This is a genomic window from Butyrivibrio sp. M55, assembly GCF_900116865.1.
Taxonomy (GTDB): Bacteria; Bacillota; Clostridia; order Lachnospirales; family Lachnospiraceae; genus Butyrivibrio.
Map to the genome: position 1 here is coordinate 391,998 of NZ_FPCD01000002.1, position 25,535 is coordinate 417,532.

20 protein-coding genes, 1 tRNA gene and 1 riboswitch are annotated in these 25,535 nt (G+C 40.1%); of the genes, 19 read left to right on the forward strand and 2 right to left on the reverse strand.

Annotated elements, in window-relative coordinates; translation table 11 throughout:
• Window positions 1-34: 34 nt before the first annotated feature.
• The 6 genes from BM398_RS04110 (at window position 35) to BM398_RS04130 (ending at window position 3,735) form a co-directional block, all read left to right on the forward strand.
• The gene (locus BM398_RS04110) at window positions 35-421 is read left to right on the forward strand and encodes a hypothetical protein (protein ID WP_092336533.1); all 387 of its coding nucleotides are present in this window, start codon (window positions 35-37) and stop codon (window positions 419-421) included.
• 86 nt (window positions 422-507) lie between these two features.
• Window positions 508-1,602 (forward strand): substrate-binding domain-containing protein, encoded by a 1,095-nt coding sequence (locus tag BM398_RS04115; protein ID WP_175531835.1) that lies wholly within the window; start codon window positions 508-510, stop codon window positions 1,600-1,602.
• A gap of 105 nt (window positions 1,603-1,707) precedes the next feature.
• A complete protein-coding gene (locus BM398_RS04120) occupies window positions 1,708-2,376 on the forward strand; it encodes a hypothetical protein (RefSeq protein ID WP_092336535.1) in 669 nt (222 codons plus the stop codon).
• A 49-nt stretch (window positions 2,377-2,425) separates the two neighbouring features.
• Window positions 2,426-2,498: transfer RNA gene (locus BM398_RS04125), tRNA-Pro, on the forward strand.
• Between the two features lie 234 nt (window positions 2,499-2,732).
• Window positions 2,733-2,909, forward strand: a complete 177-nt coding sequence (locus BM398_RS17090) for a phospholipase D-like domain-containing protein (RefSeq protein ID WP_175531836.1) — start codon at window positions 2,733-2,735, stop codon at window positions 2,907-2,909.
• 286 nt (window positions 2,910-3,195) lie between these two features.
• Window positions 3,196-3,735, forward strand: coding sequence for a type III toxin-antitoxin system ToxN/AbiQ family toxin (locus tag BM398_RS04130; RefSeq protein WP_175531837.1), 540 nt, complete (start codon window positions 3,196-3,198; stop codon window positions 3,733-3,735).
• Window positions 3,736-3,798: 63 nt separating this feature from the next.
• Here the strand turns inward: BM398_RS04130 and BM398_RS04135 are convergent, their stop codons facing one another.
• Window positions 3,799-4,308: a helix-turn-helix domain-containing protein gene (locus BM398_RS04135; protein WP_092336537.1), complete on the reverse strand. Its 510-nt coding sequence runs from the start codon at window positions 4,306-4,308 to the stop codon at window positions 3,799-3,801.
• A 428-nt stretch (window positions 4,309-4,736) separates the two neighbouring features.
• Here BM398_RS04135 and BM398_RS04140 point away from each other — a divergent pair, with 428 nt between their 5' ends.
• The 8 genes from BM398_RS04140 (at window position 4,737) to BM398_RS04175 (ending at window position 15,110) form a co-directional block, all read left to right on the forward strand.
• Window positions 4,737-6,161: an ATP-binding protein gene (locus BM398_RS04140; RefSeq protein WP_092336538.1), complete on the forward strand. Its 1,425-nt coding sequence runs from the start codon at window positions 4,737-4,739 to the stop codon at window positions 6,159-6,161.
• Between the two features lie 26 nt (window positions 6,162-6,187).
• Window positions 6,188-7,243 carry a 16S rRNA (cytosine(1402)-N(4))-methyltransferase RsmH gene (rsmH, locus tag BM398_RS04145; RefSeq protein WP_092336573.1) on the forward strand — a complete coding sequence of 352 codons (1,056 nt, stop codon included), beginning with the start codon at window positions 6,188-6,190 and terminating at the stop codon, window positions 7,241-7,243.
• A gap of 17 nt (window positions 7,244-7,260) precedes the next feature.
• Window positions 7,261-7,995: a 5'/3'-nucleotidase SurE gene (gene surE / locus BM398_RS04150; RefSeq protein WP_092336574.1), complete on the forward strand. Its 735-nt coding sequence runs from the start codon at window positions 7,261-7,263 to the stop codon at window positions 7,993-7,995.
• A gap of 79 nt (window positions 7,996-8,074) precedes the next feature.
• Entirely contained in the window at window positions 8,075-9,766 is a 1,692-nt protein-coding gene (locus tag BM398_RS04155; protein ID WP_092336539.1) for a putative bifunctional diguanylate cyclase/phosphodiesterase, read from the forward strand.
• Window positions 9,767-9,920: 154 nt separating this feature from the next.
• A complete protein-coding gene (locus BM398_RS04160; protein ID WP_092336540.1) occupies window positions 9,921-10,397 on the forward strand; it encodes a hypothetical protein in 477 nt (158 codons plus the stop codon).
• Between the two features lie 32 nt (window positions 10,398-10,429).
• Window positions 10,430-11,902: a M13 family metallopeptidase gene (locus BM398_RS04165; RefSeq protein ID WP_092336541.1), complete on the forward strand. Its 1,473-nt coding sequence runs from the start codon at window positions 10,430-10,432 to the stop codon at window positions 11,900-11,902.
• A gap of 1 nt (window position 11,903) precedes the next feature.
• Window positions 11,904-14,423, forward strand: coding sequence for an ABC transporter permease (locus BM398_RS04170; RefSeq protein WP_092336542.1), 2,520 nt, complete (start codon window positions 11,904-11,906; stop codon window positions 14,421-14,423).
• A gap of 12 nt (window positions 14,424-14,435) precedes the next feature.
• A complete protein-coding gene (locus BM398_RS04175; RefSeq protein ID WP_092336543.1) occupies window positions 14,436-15,110 on the forward strand; it encodes an ABC transporter ATP-binding protein in 675 nt (224 codons plus the stop codon).
• 9 nt (window positions 15,111-15,119) lie between these two features.
• Here the strand turns inward: BM398_RS04175 and BM398_RS04180 are convergent, their stop codons facing one another.
• Window positions 15,120-16,130: a tRNA dihydrouridine synthase gene (locus tag BM398_RS04180; protein ID WP_092336544.1), complete on the reverse strand. Its 1,011-nt coding sequence runs from the start codon at window positions 16,128-16,130 to the stop codon at window positions 15,120-15,122.
• 91 nt (window positions 16,131-16,221) lie between these two features.
• Between BM398_RS04180 and epsC the strand changes: the two genes are divergently transcribed.
• The 5 genes from epsC (at window position 16,222) to BM398_RS04205 (ending at window position 25,484) form a co-directional block, all read left to right on the forward strand.
• Window positions 16,222-17,121: a serine O-acetyltransferase EpsC gene (gene epsC, locus BM398_RS04185; RefSeq protein WP_092336545.1), complete on the forward strand. Its 900-nt coding sequence runs from the start codon at window positions 16,222-16,224 to the stop codon at window positions 17,119-17,121.
• A 408-nt stretch (window positions 17,122-17,529) separates the two neighbouring features.
• Window positions 17,530-18,840: a flagellar hook protein FlgE gene (locus tag BM398_RS04190; protein WP_175531838.1), complete on the forward strand. Its 1,311-nt coding sequence runs from the start codon at window positions 17,530-17,532 to the stop codon at window positions 18,838-18,840.
• Window positions 18,841-19,057: 217 nt separating this feature from the next.
• Window positions 19,058-19,143: riboswitch (cyclic di-GMP riboswitch) on the forward strand.
• Window positions 19,144-19,451: 308 nt separating this feature from the next.
• Window positions 19,452-20,165 (forward strand): hypothetical protein, encoded by a 714-nt coding sequence (locus tag BM398_RS04195; protein WP_092336547.1) that lies wholly within the window; start codon window positions 19,452-19,454, stop codon window positions 20,163-20,165.
• Between the two features lie 8 nt (window positions 20,166-20,173).
• Window positions 20,174-20,785, forward strand: coding sequence for a signal peptidase I (lepB, locus tag BM398_RS04200; RefSeq protein WP_092336548.1), 612 nt, complete (start codon window positions 20,174-20,176; stop codon window positions 20,783-20,785).
• Between the two features lie 55 nt (window positions 20,786-20,840).
• The gene (locus BM398_RS04205) at window positions 20,841-25,484 is read left to right on the forward strand and encodes a hypothetical protein (protein WP_092336549.1); all 4,644 of its coding nucleotides are present in this window, start codon (window positions 20,841-20,843) and stop codon (window positions 25,482-25,484) included.
• Window positions 25,485-25,535 lie beyond the last annotated feature (51 nt).

The following is a 25,535-nucleotide window of genomic DNA, read 5'->3' on the forward strand; positions in this document are numbered from 1 at the left end:
TAAATTAATATTTTTTTGAGGGGATTTTTTAGTAATGAAAAAAGTAGCAGCAACAACATTGGTATTTATGGGATTGATGGCTTGCGTCATTGTATTCAATATCATTTTGTGTGTGGCAGTGCCGGAATACAAAGACTTTTTGACGACGGCTGTCGCGGAAGAAACGGCGCCTCCTGTTGTAAAGGCATCAACCGTAAGTGTTACCAAAAAGAACGAAAAACCGACGGAAGAGAAGTTGACACTTGAGGAACTTAAGGAGAAATATGATATTTCCGCTTTGGCATGCAGTTCATCATGCGATGAAGAGTGTGGTGGCGGTGCGGAGCGTACAATTGTAGATAAGGCTTACCATGAAGATTGCGGAACCGGAAAGGGTTACTGGGTTATTACCTATTCTGACGGAAGTACTGCGGTTGAATGATCATAATTCATAATTTAGTTTTGAAGGGTGCTGACATGAGCTTGAACCAGGTCAGCACCTTTAATTTGTGGAGAGGAATAAAAGAAATGAGAAGGAAATTGTTTGAAGTTTTGACAGTTTCTGTTTTGGTTACTGCGTTACTTGCAGGATGTTCTGAAAAAAATATTGAAGAAACGGAAGCTGAAGCGGCTGCGAGCGTGGCGTCTTCAGTGGAAGAAAAGGAGATGACTCCGGCCGATATGAGGGTTGGAGTGTGCATATATAAGTTCTCGGATACTTACATGTCTTTATTTAAAGATGAGCTTATAAATGACCTTGTAAAAGCGGGATTTAAGGAAGAAAACATAACCATAGTAAATTCTGCGTTGAGCCAGGGATATCAGATGCTGCAGTTAAAAAAGCTTATTGCTTCAGGTGTTGATATTCTTGTCGTCAATCCGGTTAATACTTCTAAGACAGCTGAAGTTACAGATCTTGCGATGGAAGCGGGGGTTCCGCTTGTATACGTGAACCGTGAGCCTGATGCAGCTGAAGAGATAAGGTGGGAAAGCGAAAGCATGCCCGTTACTTATATTGGTTGTGATGCAAGACAGGCAGGAACTTTTCAGGGAAAGATTATAATGGATCTCGGCTTTGATAATATTGATAAGAATGGAGACGGTGTTCTGCAATATATCATGGTCAAAGGAGAAAAAAACAACGCGGATACCTATTTTAGGACAAGATATTCAATAGACGCACTAAAAAAAGCGGGATGGAATGTTGAAAAACTTGCTGAAGGCAACGGCAACTGGGATAAGAACGTTTCGGAATATGTCGTTACTGAGGCGCTTAAGGAAAATCCTTCGCCCGAGGTGATTATCTGTAATAACGACATGATGGCTATCGGTGCTCTTGAAGCTGTAAGCAAAGCCGGCCTTGTAGCGGGGGAGGATGTTTATATTATCGGTGCCGATGCTTTTGAAGGTGCACTCGAGAATATCCTCGAAGGAAAAATTGTCGGAACCGTATTCAATAACTATGTCGAGCAGGCACGCCTTACAACAGGCACAATTCTTTCATACATGAAGAAGCAGAATGTCGCTCATTTTTACGGCAGTGATTATGTTAAAGTCACGAAAGAGAACGCTGAGACTATACTTGGGATAATCAGAGAGGGAGATGAGACGGAGGAAGAGTAAGATCTTTTTTTATGTGCCAAAGGTTTAATAGTTTTTTTAGCTTTGTTTTTGTCTGAGTATAGTATTATATTAATACCCTTTTCGTAAGATATGAATGGAGGTATTATGCACGAAACAACTCAGATCTCGTACGAGTTGGGCACGGTGAATATTATCCTAAATTCCGAAAGTTGGATCAGTCAGGATGCTCCAAACTTTCGCTTTACAGACTACGATCAAGTACTGTGTTCCTGCTTTACGCCAAAAGAATTAGAGCAGATTGCAGCAGGTGACAGCGCCGAAATCACCTTCAATCTGATAATGAAAGATCCGTTAAGCAGTGATCTTATTGATAGTCCGTTATCTGACTTCGCGGAGCTTCCGGGAAAAATCTTTGACGGTCTTACCGAAGGCGTATACATGAATTTTGATGTATACAAATCACTTGGAAATAATGAGCACTCGGAACTTGAGATGTTCTATGAAAAAATAGATTTTCAGCTCGACATTCCGCTGTCTCTCATAAATGAAAACCGCGAATATTTCATATACACTGATTTCATGGGAAGTACCGAGTTATTCGAAGATATCGATAAAGAAATCGAAACAATATCCATAAACACTAACGCTATAGGCAAGAGTTTACTTCTTTACAGAGAGATGCCGCGTATAGCAAATGCAAAAGTAAATTATGACAATAGTTATGTGCAGCAACCCCAGTATTTATGCGTGATTGGCATAATTGCACTCATCCTTTTGTGGAAGAGAATTGATTTTTTACATAAAAAAGAATAAAAAACCTATTGCTTTTCTCAAAACAGCGTTATATAATGGAGAACGTCGTCGGGGTGTGGCTCAGTTGGTAGAGCACTATCTTAGGGAGGTAGGGGCCGCGTGTTCGAATCACGTCACTCCGATTGAATGTTTGGACTACAAACTTAGAAGTTGTCTAGGTTTGTAGTCCTTTTTTTGGAAAAAGTGGTTCTTAAGTGGTTCTTGCTTAGCGATAGATTGTTTCTAAGCGTTCGTCTTTCTTGGCTTTCTTTTCGGCTCTTCTTAAATAGCCAAGTGTTGTACAAAGATTTTTGTGTCCGTGATGGTATTGAACCTGTTCAAAACTTCTTATTGATGATATTAAAAGAGCAGGTATTGTGGTAAGAACAACTACTGAGTATTCTGAATGCTATGCTGTTATCGATAAGACCATTGTTTGGCATGGAGGAATGAATTTGCTTGGAAATACATACGGTGGAGATAACTTGATAAGGATTGAAAACAGGCAGGCAGCAGAGGAATTGTTGGAAATAACAGTTCAAATGCTGAAATGAACGGCGTCAAAAATAATGATATCTTTGAATGAGGGACAGGCCTTATCGTTGGAAATGTCATAAGGGGAAGTGGCTTGTTTTTTTTCAAAGATATGGTACTATCTACTTAGAAGATGCGATTACACATCTATTGGAGTTTCGCCTCCATTAAGTGCGAGCGATTATATTGGGGTTTCACTCCCACTAAATGTGAACGATTATATTAGGGTTTCACCCCTACAAGTGTGAGCGAATGTAATCAATTAGAGCAAGCTTAGCTTGCTCTAATTTAATGTATGGGAGTTGTATGAAAATATCTTTTTACTATGTCGATTCTGACTATGTTCAGTTCTTAAAGGATACTGAAGTTAATGCGAGAGGATTTACTAGGGTGCCTAATGTTGAATATGCTAATCGTAAGAAATTCGTTTATGGTGTAATCATGAAGATTGGCTACATCAATTACTATGTGCCAATTTCATCTTATAAAAAATCACAGGAAGATAACATCCTCATCAAAATTGAAGATCATAAGAAGCAGGTTACAAAAGGCTCTATGAGATTTAATTACATGTTCCCTGTGCCTAAGAAATGTTTGGTACCAGTGGACTTTAAAGATTCTCAGTTCACTGAGCAGGAAAAGGTAATGCTTCAGAAAGAGTACAAGGCTTGTAAGAGGCTATTGGCTCAAGCGCAGAAGCGTGCGAAGAAAACATATCAGCGTGTTCTTGATGGGGATAATGAGGAATTGATAAAGAATAGTTGTGATTTTACCTTGCTTGAAAAGGCATATCAAGAGTACTTATCTGAGCAAAATTTGGATGCGGACGTTAGTACTGATAACTAAGAAGATGTTTGACCAGATGTAGTTCTTTCATAGCTATACCATCCATCGACAAAATGTGAACAATTACTTATGCATAAATGTCATAATGGCACCAGCGACAAAGCCACAAAAGGCAAATGGTGCAATTCTAACGAACAAAAATTCCAAGGCATGTAGTATGGTTCCTGCAACAGCAGTCTCTGGATCACTGAAATCCCAATTAAGATACGGACTTCTTGCTTTCCAGATTATAATAAATATGACAATGATTAACATACTTAGCACGATAAAAAGCCAGTGAAGAATATTTCGTCTTGAAGCTTTTTTTCTTGCAAGTTGAAGGGCGATGACTTCAAGTTTTTCAGATATTACTTTCAAATCTTCCTGAGAATTTGATGTTATTGTTTCCCCAAGAAGACTGCTGATAGGAGTCTCTAGTATGTCTGAAATAGAAACAAGCATCTCCGAATCTGGAACTGACAGACCTCGTTCCCATTTTGAAATAGTCTGCCTTACCACATTCAACTTAATAGCAAGTTCTTCCTGAGAAAGCCCTTTAGATTGCCTGATTGCTTTTATGTTTTCGTTTAGCATGAGTAAAAACCTCCTTTCACAGACAACATACTATGATAGTCACCGTTGCTACAAGCAACGTATGCTAACACAACGTAAATCAGTGATTTTGTATAAGCTCATCTTCAGTTTTTATTCTTAAGCAACTATTGTTTTGGAGTATCATACTGCATTTTTAATATTACTATACTAAATATTTATTGCTCTACAATTTTAAATGTATAGTCTACTCGTTTTTACGATATTTGCACTGTATAATAAAATTCTCATAATATGTGATTGGAAAATAATATATTTTTAGAACTCCGGTGGAATTGAACTGGAGTTTTTTCTTTGAATAGAATCTAGAGAAAGTTGAAATCTACACTCTAAAATGATATATTTTATTCAAAAGGATTTTATTAAAAACAATTTGAATAAAAATGATTTGAATAAAGTGGAGATTGCAAATGTTTATTGGAAGAGAGCGGGAATTACATTCACTGGAAGCGGTGTATGCTAAAGATGGCTTTGGAATGACTGTTATTTATGGTAGACGAAGAGTGGGTAAATCTACGCTTATTACAGAGTTTATCAAGGGGAAAAAGGCGATTTTTTACACTGCGACAAAAGTAGGCTCTGAAAGAAACATGGAGCTTTTAGCTAAGCAGATTTTGGATGTGGTGGATCCAAATTATAGTGATGCGGCTTTTTCGTCTATTGAGAGCGTTCTGGATATTCTAACCAATAAAGCCACTGAATCTGATGAGAAGATTATTCTTGTTATAGATGAGATTCCTTATTGGGCAGAGAAGGACGATGCGCTTCTTTCAATTCTTCAGAAGTATATAGATACGCAGTGGCTTGATAAAAATCTTATGTTGATATTATGCGGCTCGGCATTGAGTTTTATGGAGAATAAGGTGCTTAGTGAAAAGAGTCCTGTTTTTGGAAGACGTGATTCTCAGATAAAGCTTGAGGCGTTTAATTACAGAGATTCAGCATTATTTGTTCCTAATTATTCATCTGAGGATAAGGCTATTTGCTATGGCGTAACAGGTGGTGTGGCTAAGTATCTGGCTATGATTGATTCATCAAAAAGCTTGGATGATAACATAAAGCGGTTATTCTTTAGTACGGATGGTTATCTTTTTGATGAGACCAAGAACCTTCTCACACAGGAGTTTACTGATGTGACGTTGGTTAATAATGTTATTGAACAGGTCGCATCCGGAGAAAATGTTCTTAATATCATTGCGGCTAAAGTTAGAGAGAAAGATACCACAGTGCTTTATTCTTTGGAAAAATTGATAGATGTGGGACTGGTTGAAAAGAAAAAGTGCATTACAGAGGAGAAAAATAAGAAGAAAACCCAGTATGTGCTAAAAGATCATATGTTTAAGTTTTGGTATGAGTTTATACCAAAAGCTATAAGCGTAATAGAGATGGGGCAGGGCGAGCTTTATTATGAAAAAGTCGTAAAGCCGCAGTTACATGCGTTTATGGGAAGCGTATTTGAGGATATGTGTAGATATTATACCCTTGAACAAGGCATTCAAGGCGCCTTCGGATCTTTTTTGACAGAGACAGGCACATGGTGGGGCGTGGAACAGCTTCAGGATGACAGCGGCAAGTGGTATCAGCAGGCTACAGATATAGATGTTGTAGGGCTATCTACAGTAGATAACACAGCTGTGATCGGCGAGTGCAAATTTAAGAATGAGAAAATTGATAAGAGTATATACGAAAAACTCATAGGAAGATCCAGGCTGATTTCAGGTAAATATAATGTGACTAAATATATTTTGTTTTCACTTGGTGGATTTACGGAATGGTTTGATACAATTGATAAAACTAATCTTGCCTTGATTACGATAGATGACATGTATATGTAATGAATTAAGGCATAATAATGAATCGAATGGAGAAAAGCGTGGAAGAAAAGCAATATAAGAGGCGGGTTCGTTATTCGGGAAAATACCCCAAAAAGTTTGAAGAAAAATACAAAGAACACAATCCTGAGAAATACAAGGATGTAGTTGAACATGTTATATCCAAGGGCTCAACGCCTGCGGGAATGCATATTTCCATTATGGTAAAAGAGATACTGGATTTCCTTCAGATAGAGCCGGGGCAGCAGGGACTTGACTGCACGCTCGGATATGGCGGGCATACTTCAAAGATGCTCGAAAAGCTTCAAGGGGATGGTTGTATTTATGGCCTTGATGTCGATCCCATAGAATCAAAGAAAACGGTGGAAAGGCTTCGAAACGCCGGATACGATGAGGATATATTTAAGTTCAGGCTGATAAATTTTGAGAACATAGACAAAGTATGCGAAGAAGCGGGAAAGTTTGACTTTGTTCTGGCTGACCTCGGAGTGTCTTCCATGCAGATAGATAATCCCGAAAGAGGCTTTTCGTACAAGATTGACGGGCCGCTTGACTTGAGGCTTGATCCAAGCAGCGGTGAATCGGCCGCGGAGCGCCTTCACAATATAACGAAAGAAGAGTTTGTGGGAATGCTTGTAGAAAACTCCGATGAGCCATATGCTGAGGAGATTGCGGAAAAAGTTTTTTCACTAATGAAAAAAGGCAATCCCATGGATACGACAACGGCGCTTAGGGAGGCCATCGAAGCGGCGCTTTGGAAGGTTCCCAAAGAGGAAAAGGCAGTGACGATAAAAAAGAGCTGTGCAAGAGTGTTTCAGGCGCTCAGAATAGACGTAAACAGTGAATTTGAAGTGCTGTATGCTTTTCTGGATAAGCTCCCTTCAATACTGAAAGAGGGGGGAAGAGCGGCAATACTTACGTTCCATTCGGGAGAAGACAGGCTGGTTAAGAAGTCTTTTAAAGAGCTTAAAAAAGTCGGCGTATACAGCGAGATATCGGAAGATGTGATAAGACCATCTGCGGAGGAGTGCAGGTTAAATCCCAGAAGCAAATCAACAAAGATGAGATGGGCAATAAAGAATTGACAGTGGGAAGGGGCAGAATGACAAGAAGGATTCTTATAACCAATGATGACGGAATAAAGTCGGAGGGACTTTTAAGACTTGTAAAAGAGGCGGTTAAATTCGGCGAAGTATGGGTTGTTGCGCCTGAAAGTGAAAGGAGCGCGGCATCTCACAGCATTACCTTAAGGCATGCGATAGATATTTTTCCCGTGGACTATCCTGTTGAGAGCGAGTATGGTGTTCATGCGTATTCATGCAGCGGAACACCGGGAGACTGTGTAAGGCTCGGATGCACGACGATAGTTCCGGATAAGCCTACGGTTGTGCTTTGCGGAATAAATTTTGGATACAATGTGGCTTCGGACATACAATATTCGGCAACGTGCGGATCTGCTTTTGAAGCTGAGTTTCAGGGAGTTCCCGCGATAGCCTTTTCGGAAGGTGCGGGAAAGTGTCATGAAGTTTCGGATGCATACCTGCATGAGATATTGGAAAAGCTCATCGATACCGAGTTTATACCCGGAAAGATATATAATGTGAACTTCCCTTTTTGCCCGCTTTCCGAGTGCAAAGGCGTGCTCTATGACCGCGAGGTGTCGCGTGGAATGGTTTACAAGGATGGCTACAAAGAAGTCGAGAAACTTCCAAACGGCGGCGCCAGATACATGGTGGACGGAGTCTTTACGCCTGAAGCGGAGGACAGTACGGACTACAGAGCGGTTCTGGACAACTATGTATCTGTCGGAACTGTTATGAACGTCGGAAATATATAACCGGTACTTGAATAAATTAATTATCAGTGTTTATGTTTTTTGCTGGAATAAATTATCAGAATATTATAAAATCTAAAATATGAATACTGAAAAAATCTTTGGTAAAAATGCATATTTTTATAATAAAGAATCAGATCCCGAAGAACTTCTTAAACTTATTTCTTATGGCGTTCAGCAAGATGATAACGGGTATATATTCCTTGATAACAACGGAAAATGCGTCTATGCAAACAGAAAAGCCTATAGCATGTTTTATGTAATGGAAGATCTGAATCTTTTGTATGAGGCATTTGAAGCGTGGAAAAGGTCTCTTGGTATAGAGGCGGATGCTACGACCTGGTGCAGAATCTATAATTCTACGGGAAAAGAGCGTCTTTATCGCGTAAGATTCAGAAGAGTGCATGATGAGAGCGGCAAGATCATAGGAAGTGTCTATGCAATTCAGAATGTATCCGATTCGCTTGAAGGCGAGTACGGCGAGCAGTACAGGCTTACGCATGACGATCTTACACAGCTTTATAACAAAGAGGGATTTATCGGGGCTGTAAGAAATCTTTTTCAGAATTCTCCAGAAGACAGGCAGTTTGTTCTTGTTTATTCCAATATCAGAGATTTCAAGCTTATAAATCAGCTCTTTGGAATAGATAAGGGAAACGACATCCTTGTAAATATCGCGGATGCCATATCTCAGAGAGTCAGGGAAGAAGATGTATACGGAAGAATAAACGGCGATCAGTTCGCTCTTTGCATGCCAAAGGAGAGATTCGATGAGGCAAGTTTTAAGAGCGCCGTAAAAGAGGTCACCAACCGCCTTACGAGCACGTCTTATTCCGTGCATATCCAGCTCGGTGTGTATGAGATAAGAGATACGGACATGGATATTTCTCTCATGTGCGACAGGGCGTATATGGCGTGCAAATCGATTACCAAGGACGGAGTATGTGAAGTGGCGTGGTATAGCGATGATATGCTTATCAACGCTCTTTTGGAAAAAGAAATTCTGTCAAGCTTTGATTTCGCCATCATCAACAGACAGTTTGGAATATACCTTCAGCCGCAGGTTTATGCGGACGGAAGACTGTTCGGAGCGGAGGCGCTTGCAAGATGGATTCATCCGGAGAACGGTATCATTCAGCCGGGAGTTTTTATAACTGTCCTTGAAAAGGCCGACCTTATTTACAAGCTTGACAGATATATATGGGAGCTTGCGGCGAAGCAGCTTGATTACTGGAAGGGAACCGAGATGGAGGGAGTTTCCATATCGGTGAACGTTTCGCCAAAGGATCTTTACTACATTGATATCAGGCAGGAATTCAATAATCTTGTAAAAGAATATGACATCAATCCGCGCAATTTCAATATAGAGATTACGGAGACAGCCGTAACTACCGATGTTTCCAAGTGCGCAGACCTGATCCTTGGACTTCAGCAAGACGGATTCGTGGTCGAGATTGATGATTTCGGAAGTGGCTATTCATCTCTTAATATGCTTAAGGACATAAATGCAAATATTCTCAAGATTGATATGGGATTCTTGAGAAAGACCGAAAATCAGAACAGGGCAAAGGTCATTTTGAACTACACGATCGACATGGCTCATGAATTGGGAATGGGAGTCATTACCGAAGGTGTTGAAACGAAGGAACAGCTTGAGTTTCTTAAAGAGCTTGGTTGTGAAATGTTCCAAGGGTACTATTTCGACATGCCGATGCCGGTTGATGAATTTGAAAAGAAATTTGAAGAAAAATACAAAGTCTGTTTTCCAAGTTGACTTGGAAGACAGGCTTTTTCTTATTCCATAGATTTAATTTTTTTACAAAAATTCTTGACATAATACGACTGACGTAGTATTAATACTATGACAGTCGTATTATGTTTAGCGTAGTACGATAGACGTAATAAAATCTCATGAAAGGATTTATGGTATGAAGAAAAGAATACAAGGTATTGCAGTTGGAATGACTATTGCATCTGCTCTTGTTTTTTCATTTTACAGAGCTGATGTACAGGCAAAAGAAGTGGACGCCGGGACCAAAAACGGGGCACAGACCAAAGCGTCAACGGAAATACGGCCTCAGGATGATTATTATGGATATATAAACGCCAAGACCCTTAGGGAGGCGGATATAGATCCAAAATACGGATTTGGTTCGTTTGATGAATGCAGGATGATAACTGAGCATAAACTATACGGGATAATTGATGAGATAACCGGTGAACGAGTCCACACGTCGCCTGATGCGGAGATAATCGCCGATTATTATGATCAGATTGTATCTTATGATGCTGCAGCGAGCGATGCTGACAAGGATTTCGAAGCTGTAAGGAAAGAGATTGAAGGAATAAGCAATAAACAGGAGTATATGGAAGTACTCGGCAAGTATAAAAGTTATACGGAATAAGTCCTGCGCTTAACTTTGAAATAGATAACGGGTTGATACGAGCTGATGAATATTCTTTTTTATTTAAGGGGATTGATTCAATCTTTGGCGAAGGAAAAAAAGATATTGCGGAATCGCTGGAAGGAAGAGCAAGCATCAGAGATCATGTAAAAGAAGTTCTTGTGGGTATAGGAACCGAAAAGAAGGAAGCAGAAAAGAAGGCGGATGATCTTGCTGCCCTTGCTGTGGACATTGCATATAAAAGTAAAGATATGAAATTCGAATTCTCTAAAATAAAAGCAGTAGCTGTTAATGAGATGTCCGAGCTTAAGTTCGATATTAAGAGTTTCGAAAAAGGTATGCAGATTGAAAATCCATACGGTTACTGGACTGTTGCGGCAAAAGAACAGTTTGATTATATAGCCGAAAAACTGGATGACAAGAATAATCTTGAGGCATTTAAAACATGGGCACTTATCGAATACATAGACAAATATAACAAATTTTTTTCCGACAAATATAAGAATTTGAAAGCTACCTACGGAGAGGATACGGAAAAGCCTGATATGCAGGCGAAAGTAAGGATAATGGCAGATTTTCCTGATAATCTGGGAAGAATATATACAGAAAAGTTCTATCCTGCATCAAAGGATGAGAAGGTAAAAGAAATGTGTGAGAACATAAAGGACTCATACAGAGAATTAATAGGTAATGCGGATTGGCTTACGAAAGATGGAAGATCTAAGCTTCTTAATAAGCTTGAAGCCATTGAATTTACAACAGGCGGTAATTATAGTGAAGCGCTTATCGGTACTGAGAATCTGATAGGAAAAGATTTTTATGATACATACAAGAATGTGCAGAATTATGAAATCGAGAATGCAAAAGAATTGATAAAAAGACCTCGTCCCAAGAGGGGAGATACTATGCAGCCCCAGACAGTAAATGCATGCTTCTGGGTGGATAATGTGGTAGTTATGACAGGTGGTATTACAGACGGTGTGTTCTTTAACGAGAATAACAGTGAGTACGCCAATCTTGGAAGACTCGGAATGGTTATAGCCCATGAAGTCGGTCATGCGTTTGATTCCAATTGTATGAATTGGGATGACAAGGGAAATTTCAATCCGCAGTGGTTAAATGAAACTGACAGAAAAGAGCTAAAGGCAAGGGCTGATATGTGTATTGATTATTATAATGCCTTCACGATCATGGATGTATATCATGTGGACGGAGTTCAGACACTTGGCGAAAACTACGCGGACATTGGTGCTCTGGAGTGCATCTCCAATATACCAAAAGATAAGAAAGACTATATTGAAATGTATGAAGGGTTTGGAGAAATCTGGAGGGAGCTTGCTAGTGATGTGGCCGCAATTGCAGCACTTCGTTCTGATGAGCATAGTCCTGCACCGGTACGCGTTAATGCTCCGCTGAGCTCTTGCGAGAAGTTCTATGAAGTCTATGGTGTAAAAGAGGGAGACGGTATGTACATCGCTCCCGAGAAGAGAGTCGAAAGGTGGTAACATGGGAGTTATTTTAAAACATACATTTAGAAATATATTTGCAAAACCACTTATGACGGTATTTCTTGTGGTTAGCATCACGATATGCGCATTTGCGGGCATGATGGCCTTTGATATGAGCAACAGTATTGAAAACATTTTTATAGGTGTTTTCAACACATTATGTGGAACGTCAAATGTAATTGTTGAGTCACCTGATGATATAGATGAGAACAATTTTGAAGGACTTCCCGACTTTGAAGCAACATATATTTCATCAAAGGCTTCAAAAGTTACGGTTCGTAATGATCAGATGTACGCATTTTATAATCAGAAAAATCTTAATATATCCGGTGTAGATACCGGAATTGCTTCTAAGATGAGACTAATTCCTAAAGATATTGCGCTTGGTGCGGATGAAATTATTATTGATGAAGTTATGGCTAAAGAGCTTGATCTTAAAGAAGGCGATATGTTCAAGGTTTACGGTGATAACGATGTTGATGTTGAGTTTAAGATCAAGAGGATAGCAAAATTAAAAGGACTTCTGCTTAAAGAGTATTCGGCGGTTGTTTCAGATGAAGGAATGGCAAGACTTTGCTATAACGGTATACCAAAACATAAAACTGCCTATATTAAGGTTCAGGATAAGTCGAAGGTCGGAGAATTCTGTAACGCGATAGAAGAAAGATTTCCCAACTATGAAGTGGAGGATCTGCTTGGAGGCAGACAGACTCAGGATCAGATAAAAATGATCAGTAGTATATTTAAGATTCTGTTTCTTATAACACTTATTCTTGTTATCTTTGTTACGGTTACGCTCTCGGAAAGGATAATGCGCGACAGAATGTCAACGATTGGGACTTTGAGAAGTCTTGGAGTATCCCCCGGCATTACGGCAAGGATCATACTTATTGAAAACATGTTTTACGGATTATTCGGTGGATTGATCGGAACAGGGCTCTATGTGGCTTCCAGAGATGCTATATTTAATGCCATTTTTATAGTAAGTGCGGAAGGCACAGATATGAACATGGATTTGGGGCAAGTATCAATCCCCGTTATGATTGCGGTAATTATCGGTTCTGTAATGGTGGAAATGCTTTGCCCGCTCAGAGAACTTTTTAAAGCTACAGGTACAGCTATCAGAGATATTATTTTTGATAATAAAGATACAGAATACAAATATAAAAATAAGAATAAGGTTTTGTCGATCATATTTGCTTCTTTGGCAGGTGTTATGACTGTCCTGATGTTTACGGTATATAAGGACAGTGCTGTTGTCGGTGTTCTGGGATTCATATTTATGGTGTTTTCTCTTTTCTGCGGATATCCGTTCTTACTTAGGATGGTATCAAAGATAATTGAAAGAATCAGCCTTAAGAGTAAAAATCCGGTGCTTGGGTTGGCAGCTACAAACCTTCGAACCAACAAAACTTCAATCGGAAGTTCGAAACTTGCTTTTATTGCAACAAGTATATGCCTGGTTTTGTTTATCTTTATTACTTCCGAAAAAAAGGAAATAGAGATACCGCCTGCGGATGCAGATGTAATTTTAAGAGGGCTTTCTGAAGGCACCGGTTCATACGATTACATCGAAACATTGGATGGTGTAAACAAGATCGAATACGATTATTCAAGAAAGGACAAAGTACTTTTTGGAAAAGAGAAAATAGAAGATTATCAGGAGAATAAGTACAATAGAAAGTTTGATGATGAATTTGAAGCTATAAGTATATTTGGAACTGAAGGAAATCCTGAACTTAATCACGGCTATATAGGGCTTCCTGATGTGATAAATGGTGATGAAATATATATAGCAAAAAACATCGCAAAGGAACAGAAACTTAAAGTCGGAGACAATGCGGATATACTGCTTGATGCAAAGGGAGTGGTTCCATATCGGGGGACTTTTAAGGTTGCGGGAATTATTGATTCAAGTATAGCGGATGATTCGAATAAAACAATCGTATTGCCGCTTGATTTATATAAACAGATCTACTTGGACAGACCGGAAAATGCGTATATTAAGACGGATAATCCGGAAAAAACAGCCGAACTTATTAAGAGTTATTCATCCAGTACTATAAATAAAGTTAATACTATGGATGAATATATGAAAGAGATTAAGGATGATGCTGCAGGTGTGCTGACACTTTATTACATGATAATAATCATTGGAGCTTCAATGTCGCTTGTTGGTATCTACAGCAATCAGATTGTGGGATTTGAGAGCAGAAAGAGGGAAAGTGCGGTTCTTGTCTCTACCGCTATGAGTAAAGACAATCTTACAAAGCTGTTCTTTGAAGAGACTGTGCTATCGGGAATAATAGCAATCGGTATCGGGACAATCATAGGATCTGCAGAAACGTTATTTATTTATAAAGCCATGAATGCATTATCGGAAACAAAAATGTTTATTAATTTCGGACAAACCGCTGTTTTCTTATTGGTTATATTCTTTACATTCAGTATCACGGTGTTAAAGACTATGAGAGATATAAATAAGATGAAGATAGCGGAACAGTTAAAGTATGAATAGGAGCGTGAATAGATGAAGAATATAATCGAAGTAAAAAACGTGAAAAAAGAGTTTGGATCAGAAAAGACTGTCAGTACAAAGGTACTTGACGGAGTTAATATGAACGTAAAGGAAGGAGAATTTGTATCACTTATGGGCGCTTCGGGAAGTGGCAAATCAACACTCCTTTACCTGATTGGCGGTCTTGACAGAGAGTTTTCCGGAGATATATCCGTGTGCGGAAAGAGTATATCGAATATTAATGAAAAAGAGCTTTCTGATATAAGGCTTAATGATATCGGATTTATCTTCCAGTTCTATAACCTTGTGCAGAATCTCAATGTTGAAGATAATATAATGCTTCCACAGCTTGTAGCCGGAAAGAGTCGAGCAAGTCTTAAGGGTAAGCTTGATGATATCCTGAAGATTGTAGGCCTTACGGAAAAGAGAAAACAGTATCCGTCCAAGCTTTCCGGAGGGCAGCAGCAGAGAGTTGCCATAGCTAGAGCTGTTATGGGCGACCCCAAACTTATTCTTGCAGATGAGGCTACCGGAAATCTTGATAAGAAATCCGGTGCCGAGATCATGGATCTGTTCAGGAGAATAAATAAGGAGAAAGGAATCAGCATTCTTCAGGTTACGCACTCGGAGAAATGCGCGGAATACGGAGACAGAATAGTATGGCTTGATTCCGGAAAGACTGTATAAAGGTACTTATTATATAAAATTGCAGCTTGCAAAAATATTGCGGACCGCAGCGAGGTATTCGCCCTTGCTGCGGGCTTTTCTTATTGCTTTTAGATACTTGTCGCAGTTTTCAAAGTGGGTATGAATAAATGCCCAGTGTTCAAGAAGCTTGAAGATAACGTTCCTGTCTTCGGGGATGTACTCTTCATATCCTGCGTAGAGCCTTGTGAGATAATCTTTTAGCTCCGAGGCTGAAAGAGCTTCTCCGCCTGTAAGCTCTCTGGCAAGTGCCGGATTTTCCAAGATTCCCCTGCCGAGCATCATGGAACTTACTTCATCTTCTATGCCTTCTTTTTTAATAAAGGCCATAGTATCGTCATAGTCTTTTTGGGAAAAAATATTTCCGTTGTAGCATATGAGAGCTTTACCGCCACATTCTCTGTATCTTTTTATGCTGTTGCAGAATGCATCGAGACGGGGAGCGTTCTTATAAAAGTCGTCTTTTACCCTTGCGTGGACAGTCAATTCGCTTATAGGGTATTTGGCGTATATTTCCATAAGCCTTGCGGATTCGCTTTCATCGGTTATTCCGAGTCTTGTCTTTATGGAGATATCTATATCTTTTAATTCCTGCATATTATCTTTTGCTTCAAATATCTCGGATAACATTGAATCAAGATAATCGGGATCGGAAAGAAGACCTGCGCCTTTGTGCCTGTTTACGACTGTGGAAGCGGGGCAACCGAGGTTGAGGTTTATCTCTTTGTAGCTGAGCTGCGCGATTTCTTTTGCCGCCCAAAGGAAAGTTTCCGAATTACCCGACATGATCTGAACGACCAAAGGCGTGTCCTGTCCCTCGAAGAAAGGTGTGTTGTGTACGGGAAGGATGTCATTCTTTTCCCTGTTCTTAAAGTGTTTACTCTTTACTGCTGTGACAAAAGGGGAGTAGTACTTGGAAACAGAGCCTGCGAACATATCTTTATGGATGTTTCTCAGAGGATACATTGTTATACTTTCCATTGGTGCAAAATAAAAATTCATTGATATTCTCCTAAAAAATTCCTAATTTCTCGATTATTATGGTATTATATGGTTTGAGCGTCAAGCAAATAATATCAATTCGGAGAATTCTATGGATTACAATTACAAGTATGACAAAGACAACATGAAGAGTGGAATCGGTGATATTGTTAATCTGATTCTCGAGGATTATAAAAACGGCAGAGACATTGACAATATGGATATCTATAATCAGCCGGACAGGGATGCTGTAAAAGATATTGTCATTAAGCTCATAAGAATCATTTATCCCGGATATTACAGGGACAAGGTGTACAAGAGCTACAGTGACGCTAACAGAATCTCGATTGTCATTGAGGATGTCATCTATAATATGAACAAGCAGATAGCTATAGCGTTCAGGCATAGTGATAGCTACAGGGATGCCAGTGATGAGACACTTGAATGCGGAGCAAGGAAGATCACTCATGAATTCTTTGAGAAGATTCCCAAGATAAGAGAGTATCTTGATACCGATGTGCAGGCTTGCTATTCGGGAGACCCCGCAGCATACAGTAAGGAAGAGATAATTCTTTCATATCCGGGACTTTTTGCAACATCGATCAACAGGATCGCACATGAACTCTACCTTCTTAAGGTGCCGCTTATTCCCAGAATGATGACGGAGTATGCACATTCTAAGACGGGAATAGACATACATCCGGGAGCTACTATAGGAAAGTATTTCATGATCGACCATGGAACAGGCATTGTTATAGGAGAGACTTCAATTATAGGTGAACATGTTAAGATGTATCAGGGTGTTACCATTGGAGGACTTTCAACACGCGGCGGACAGGCACTTAAGGGAGTTAAAAGACATCCTACCATTGAGAATGATGTTACGATCTATGCCGGAGCTTCAATTCTCGGAGGCGATACTATAATAGGAGAGGGAAGTGTAATCGGCGCCAATGCATTTATAACGGCTTCAGTTCCCGCAAACAGCAGGATTAGCATGAAAAATTCTTGATGATCCGTGCAGTTGTTACATAATATGACTATATATTAAATAAGATTTTTGCTCAGTGATCTGTAGGCTTTAAAAGGTCGAAAACGCAGATGTTATCGGGGCGGAGGTCTTATTTTTTTATAAAAAACTATTGAATTGTTACAGCATGAGTGATAATATTTTAATATATGTTAATAAAGTATTTCGAATGGGTATGCAGTACTATGCCAATGAGGAATGTTTATCATGTTCGAAAGGGGTGATCAATGGAAAAGAAAGTAATTTGATTTTTATGAACACAAGAACACAGTCATCGTTGAAAAATTCTTTTACTTTTTTTTATTTTGCTCTAAAGGAAATAAAAAAAGCATCCGATAAAGGAAATAGCAGGTAGTATACAACGCAACGTGACGTGGAGGTATGTGTTCTATGATGAGATCACTTTGGTCAGGTGTTTCCGGACTAACAACCCATCAAATGGAAATGGATGTTATTGGTAATAATATTGCCAATGTCAATACAACAGCATATAAATCACAGGCAACGGGATTTTCTGACGTTCTTTATCAGACTGTAAAGAACGGAACCGGAGCAGGAGATAACGTTGCAACTACAAATGCTGCTCAGATAGGACTGGGATCGAAGGTTTCCTCAATTTATACAAACATCTCGAAGTCGGGCTCAATGCAGGCTACGGGTAATGCCTTCGATATGATGATCACGGGAGATGCATTCTTTGTGATTAGTCCTGACAGCCAGACCAGGAATTTTAGCAGGGACGGTGCGTTTACGATCGATGCGCAGGGAAGTCTCGTAACCCAGAACAACGGATATTATGTAATGGGTGTTATGGGTGAAGGCGGAATCACACCGGGAGCAAATGTGACGAGACTTGATCTTATTACTGATGCAACTAAGACAATAGGCGGAACAGCAACATCCGCATCATATTTCAGAGGGAATATCGATAGTCTTGACAGCACTTTCGATGAGGTAGACGGAAAGAACGTCAGACTTGAAGTATTCGGCAATGATGGAAGAACTTATACTCTTAAGTTCAAACTGACAAACGGAGGAGACGACGCAGACAATACTTATTCGCTTTCTCTTGCGTCGGTACAGGACGATGAGGGTAATCTTCTTCAAAACACTACAGATACCAATATCAATCTTGTTTACAGCAAGGGTTCAGGAAAGCTTATAAGTGCAGGGGGCAACGAGAACGGAATCGTAACCATGTCATTCGGAGGCGGAGCTTCGATGATTGGACCTCTCAATATAGACTTTTCAAATACGACAAACTATGCAGGCACAACTGCATCTCACAGTTCCACGATTTATGCGTATAAGGGAGATGTGAGAGGGTTAAATGTCGGATATGCAAACGGAAGTATGACCGGTATGTCCATTACGGACAACGGATCGGTGTTTGCTAAGTATTCCAACGGACAGAATGTAAAGATTGCACAGATAGCTGTTGCGGAATTCAACAATGCCATGGGACTTGAAAAGGTTGGAGACAATCTTTATGCGGAATCTCTTAACTCGGGAGAAGCGCAGATCATGGATGTCACTACCGACGGAGGGTATATGACATCAGGAGTGCTCGAATCCAGTAACGTAGATTTATCGAAAGAGTTTACTGATATGATCACTACACAGAGAGGCTTCCAGGCAAACAGCCGTGTAATCACGACATCTGATGAAATGCTTCAAATTCTCAGAGGTTTGAAACGGTAAATTGGAAACTAAGAACTTTTTTTGCGAAATTGAAATTTTGTAACACAGGGCTGAGCGTGGGTTCAGCCCTCTTTTAATGGAAACTGTGTTTTTTTTGTGAAAAAGTGGTTGCGTTTTAATTTCCGATGGGGTATATTCATCTTACGAGATGACGAAATATAGTTTTTTTGAAAAATTTTTTTGTTTTAGCGCTTTCGTTATAACGTGTTTAACTTAGCAAAATAAAGGGCAAAGCCGCCGGAAGGCGGTGACGCAAAACTAGAGGGTCTCAATCACGTATGTGACAGACAGCCAGTTGCTGGCGCTGGGTTAACTGCGCCAAGATGAAGACCGAGCTGCGCTTTTACAGACGGTCTAATTTTATGCAAGTTACGGTACGAGATTTGTTCAAGGATGAACCGTCGAAGTTTTTTCGATGCGTACTTGGGAAACGTAATTTCATCGACGCTGACCTCTAGAGCTTTGCGGTTGCCTGATAATTATTAAATCATTTAAGGTATCATGCGAAGACCAAAGGGTTGGATGCACGATATCTTAATTTATTATATTTACGTTGCAACCGATAACTTGTATGAGATTCCTCAACAATAGCAAGAGTATAGGGACAGAGAATGGCAGAGGTCAATTTAAAGAAATTAAGCAGAGCGGAACTTTTGGAGATGATGATCAACTTCTCGGAAGAAGCCGACGAAGCTAAGAGGCGTGAACAAGAAATTAAAGAAGAAGTCGAGAAAGAGAAACAACAACTTCTTAAGGAATTGGCAGAAGAAAGAAGTAACCTGTTAAAGAGTTTCGACGAAGAAAAGGCACAGATGAGAGCCAAGTTCAATGAACAAAAGAATCAGATGCAGGAGAAGTTCGATAAGGACATAACCGGTCTGAAAGCAAGGCTCGCCAGAGAAAAAGCAGAGTTACAGCAACAGGTTGATGATGCGCTTGAGAAGATTGAAAACTCGCAGTCACTCGCCGAAGCGTCCATTCAGTTGGGCGGCATTATGGAAGCAGCTCAGAGAGCGGCCAACATCTATGTTGATAATGTCAAGAAGAATGCGGAAGCTGAGTACAAAGAGCTTATGAAGGGTATTAAAGAAAGTAAGCTCAGAATGGCAATGTACGAGAAGACGCAGATGGAAAACATAGATGCGAAGGTCAATGAAGCTGTGGAAAAGGCAGTTGCACAAAGGTTGGCTCGCACAGGCTCCATTGAAAGAGCCCGGACACATGAAGAGGCTTACACCGGAACATTGGGAAGGCCGATGACACGTGGTGAAGCATACTCAGGCGCAATAGAAAAGCCTAGGATATATAAAAGAGAAAAAGACTGAGAGCACAGATGGGTAAACAAAAAAAAGAACAGGCAAATCCTTCTCAGGATAAGCAGGAGCAGGTTAAACCTTCTCTCGATCAGTTAAAAAGCGAACTGAAAAGGGAAAACAGCAAAAAGGAATACAAGAAGGTGCTAAGAAATACATTGATAGTAGTCGTTGTAGTCGCGGCACTTGCAGTACTTGTTTCCAGCTTTTTCATAGCAGTATTAAAAGTAACAGGAGATAGTATGACGCCGACACTGGAAACCGGAGATCTGGTGGTCGCTTATACTAGAACATCATTCGAACCCGGAGAGCTGATAGCTTTTTACTACAACAACAAAGTTTTGGTAAAAAGAATCGTGGGTTCACCCGGAGATTGGATCAATCTCGACGCAGACGGCAATGTATCTGTAAATGGGGAAATACTTGATGAGCCGTATGCAGAAAAGAGCTTTGAACCAACTGACCTGACATTTCCATATCAGGTCCCGGAAAACAGGTATTTTGTACTTGGAGATCACAGAAGCGCTTCAATTGATTCACGAAGCAGTGTAGTTGGATGTGTGACCAAGGAACAACTTATCGGGAAAGTTGTGTTTAGAGTTTATCCGTTTGGCAAATTCGGAGGACTGTAAGCAAAACATGTAACTAGCAGACAATAATGGGTAAAAGGGTAAGAGGATAAGAGATATGCGCAAAGCTTATGAACACCGCGCAGAAAACTACATCAAAAAGCATCAGAATTACAAGAAATGGCTTGCTTTTGTTTTATGCGTTGCAATCATTACAGGTTCTATCACGTTGTATGTGCTTAACAAGCCTGCAGCTGCGATGACTGAAGATGGAGCAAAGTCTATTGGTCTTGTAATGGAAACAGCTGATGACGATTTTGAGAGCGGTTTGATCGATGAGATGAATCAGGAGAGCGAAGACAGCGGGGACGATGCCGATGCCGGCGATGAATCAGGCGACGGCGATAACGACAGCAACGCTGAAGAAGTTACTGCTGAGGAAAACGCTACTCCCGGTGATGATAATAACTCTGATGATTCCATTGTGGAGAACAAGGACGACAGTGAAGAAAAGAAGGCTGAAGAGGAGAAGTCCGATGAAGCTGACAAAGAGAACACTGTTGAGTCTGCTGCTTCTAATGGAACAACCGTTAAAGAAGAGGAAGAATCTGATTTAGCTTCTACTGCATCAACAGAAGCATCGGACGCTGCAAGTACGGCATCATCTGAGATGTCTACTGAAGCATCAACAGAAGCATCTTCAATTGAATCCCTGGAAGATTACAAAGATGTAATCGTAACAGTGAAATATGTGGATTCACATGATAAAGAGATTGCGGAATCAAAAGAACTTTCTATCACAGACTCCTTTGATATCAAGAAGGATGCTAAGAATTTTGAGGGCTATTTCTTTAACAAAGCGGTTATCGGTGATGACGAGATCGTGAAAGTTGAGAAAGAGACCAAAGAGTTTACAGCATCTGCTAACAGCGAAGAGAATAAGGACAGCGCTTCACTTCTTACCGACGTTAAGGACGGAACAGTTGAACATTATATATATAAAGTAACAACTGCTGACGGCGAAGTAAGAGAGCTTGAAGAAGATACAGAGCTTGACCTTGTATACTATCCTGCAAATACAAAGACTACTTTTGAATATTCGGATGGTGATGCAAAGGTTAAGGTTGTACTTACTAAGCCTGATGTATTCCCTGAGGGAATTGAGCTTACAGTTACAGAAGTTGAACGCAATACAAAGGGATATAATTACGATGCTTATCTTGCCGCACTTAACAGCAAGGCAGGTGAGATTGCCGGTGAGGGCGGAGAAGAAGACGCAGCAGCTGTAGAATTTGATGAGAAGAATACTGTACTTCTGGATATTGCATTCCTGCTTGACAATGTAGAGTACGATCTTACAGATGGAACAGCTTCTGTTTCGATTGAGTATACAAACAACAAAATCTCAGCAGATCTTGATACAGACAATTCAGAGGAAGTTACTATAGTACACCTTCCTCTTACAGATGAAGTAAAAGAGAAATTTGATTCAACAAGTGAAGCTACAAGCATTACCGCAAATGATATTCAGGTAGAAGTTTTTGATGACGGAAAAGTTGATCTTGGTGATTCAAGTGATAACGTTTCATTCCAGACTGATTCATTCTGTGTTTTCGGTGTTATAAAGAGTGCAAACGGACGTTCCTGGGTGGGAACAAAAGACTATTCCTCAAATGAAATCATAGATATGCTCGGTGATTCTACATACTTCGGTGTCGTTGCGAACGACTACGACGGATGTAATAACCACAGTGAAGCAAATATAGCCGTTAAGAATATTAAAAATGTTCAAGACTATACAATTGGTAACTCGACACAGACATATCAGAAAATTGGCGATTATAAGATTACAGTAAATAAAGTTGTAAACGGTGCAAAGAAGGCCGGAAAGTTCTTCTTCGCGGTATATCAGGATGCTGAGGGAACCAGAAAGATTCAGGGAAGCGACTTTAGTATAACAACAGGTGCCGACGGTAAGGGATCTCATACTTTGGATTACAAGCTCCTGGGACAGAATTCTCCAAGATTGTATGTCTTTGAGCTTGACAGAGAAGGCGGAAAACCGGTAAAGAACAATGAAAAGTATGGAGCATATACTGTTACTTACGGCGCTAATGGATTTGATGGCTTAAATGACAGTATGGCATTATATACCGACAACTTTGTTGAGAATATCGGTGGCAGAACAAGAGAACAGATTGGAAGACTTATACAGCATATTGACGGAGCAACAATCTATTATAAGAAGTCCGGCGGAACATATGGATGCGTTACTTACGATCATCGTGCAAGCAGTGGAAGTCAGTATTTGGAGTATACCTTTAACGGAGAGTTCCCCGTTAATATTGACAATTTACTTTCAAAAGCGTCAAATGCTGCAGGCAATATTGCGCTTGCTAAGTCGAACGGAAGCGTAGAGGTTGCAAATGTCGTAGCAACGGATGGCGGAAACCTTTGTTCGGATCTTACAAGATATTACTTCAATAAGAATGAAGATAACTATGCTGTAAACAACGGATTTAGTGTTGGAAGTAAGCTTCTTGTTATTAACGTAGATCTTACAAATGTTCGTTCATATAAGTTCAATAAGATCACGGTTAATGGAAAAGGGACAGGTGACTGGAGTGAAGTGGCTAACCAGATAGTTCTTAACCCTGTAGTTGAGACAAATTCAGGTTATGCTCCTTATGAAGGAAAGCTTAATGTAGATATTTCATCCGGAGCTCTTGTAGCACCAAAATGTACTGTTGAATGTACAGGATCATACAGTGGAACCATCATCGCAAGCAGTGTTATCAAAAGATGTGAGATTCACAAGATGGTTGTAAGAAAGCATCTTAGCATGATGGCTTCAACAACAGTTACAAACACAGATTCCACACGTGTTCCTGTTGAACTCAAGGTTGGAAAGCTTGTTGATGGTAAGACTCCTGAAGCAGAAGATGTATTCTCATTCACATTAAAGAAATATGATGAGAAGAATAAGGGCTGGCAGACACTTTCAAACGATCTTCACAACGACTTTGATAAGATCAGCTACACAATAGAAGATCCTCAGTCACTTGGTATGGAGTATGGCAAGGGTAATGTATATTACTTCATGTTCACTGAGAATGACACAACAGGTACATATATTAAAGATACTTCAGCACTTCTTGCGAAGGTTGAGTATGAAGAGGGCCAGGGCGATGCAGCTATTAAGGGCATCTCTTACTACAAGATAAGTGCAGACGAACTTGCTAAGCTTAATGCTAAGTTTGATAAGAAGTATTTCAAGAATGAGATAAAAGATAATATTTGCTTCAACAATAAGAAGATACAGAACTTCGATCTTGGCCTTACAAAGTTCCTTAACGGAAGTCCTCTTCAGGATAACAGCCTTAAGTTCAACTTCTGGGTAAGACTTGTTAAGACTGACAGTAACGGATCAAGAACAGTCGAAGGCGGAGACAGAAGAAAGTATCCTGCTGCTATGAGCAGTATCACCAATAACGGAAGCAAGATCGAGTATCCTGTTGATGCAGTAGCTTGGGGACTTGAGCATGGTAATACATACTATTATGTATTCGGTGAAGGTTCTGCAGATGCTTCAAATACAACACAGACAGTTCTCGATAAGTCAATTGTTGTAGCAAAGGTTGACTACTACGTTGACGGTGAAAACCTTAATAAGACATATTACAGAATCACAGACCAGGCAACAGCAGAAGCAATTCTTGCAAGCCCTGACAGTTGTGCAGGTATTGTTGATCAGTGCAATGATTCAACAGCCGTACCTGAGGATAAAGCAGGTTTCTATAACAAGTCTTCAGTAAAACTTGTACTTGTTAAGAACTGGAAGCAGAATTCAACAAACGGAATCTTCGATGTAACCGTTAAGATTAAGAGACGTGTTGAAGGCGGCGAACTTGAAGATTACAAGGATGTTGTTATCAGCGCATCCGATTGCAGTGAGCATGGCGGAAAGATCAGCTCAAGTGAGTATGTAATTGATGAACTTGAGACATGTGATGCAAACGGAAATAAATATGAGTACGTTGCAGAAGAGTATTACAACAACGGCTCAGAACTTGTAAGACTTAATCCTATTAAGAGTGTAACTACAGATGCTACCGGAAATGTTATTTCACAGTCTTCCGAAGCAGATGAAGCAGTAGCATCAGTAAACGGATACAAGCTTACAGATGTAACAGTAACATATGACGAAAGCGGAAATGTAAGGGTAGAACTTACAAACGATCCTTACATCAAGATCAAGAAGAGTTGGACACTTAACGGTGTAGATGTTCCTTACAACGGAACAAAGGATTTTGGAACCGTATTCGTTAACCTTTATCAGTCAAATGGTAATGGATCACCGGAGCTCGTAAGAGGACCTATAGCTCTTAGCTATGGTAGCGAGTGGACAGCTGAAGTACCTGTACCGGGTCTTGGAAGGTACTACATTGTAGAGTGCGATTCTACAGGTGCAGTTGAATACCGTCAGGCTCCTAAGATCACATACTATGCATACAACAAAGATGCACAGACCATGACCTCAACAGAGTGGACACAAGTTTACGGTGAGGGTGGAAACATTACACTCGTAGTTGCTAACGAGAGAAGTGGTAATGTACTTCCTAACTCCGGTGGAATCGGTGAGTTCCCTATTCTTGCAATAGGTCTTGGAACAGCTTTGACAGCAGTTCTTGGTGGAAGTGCATATAACATACGTAAGAAGAAAGATGAATCTGAAGAAAAAGATGAATCCGAAGAACTTTGAATAGACTAGATTTTCAGCAATATGGATTTAGAGCAGAAATGCTTTAAAACA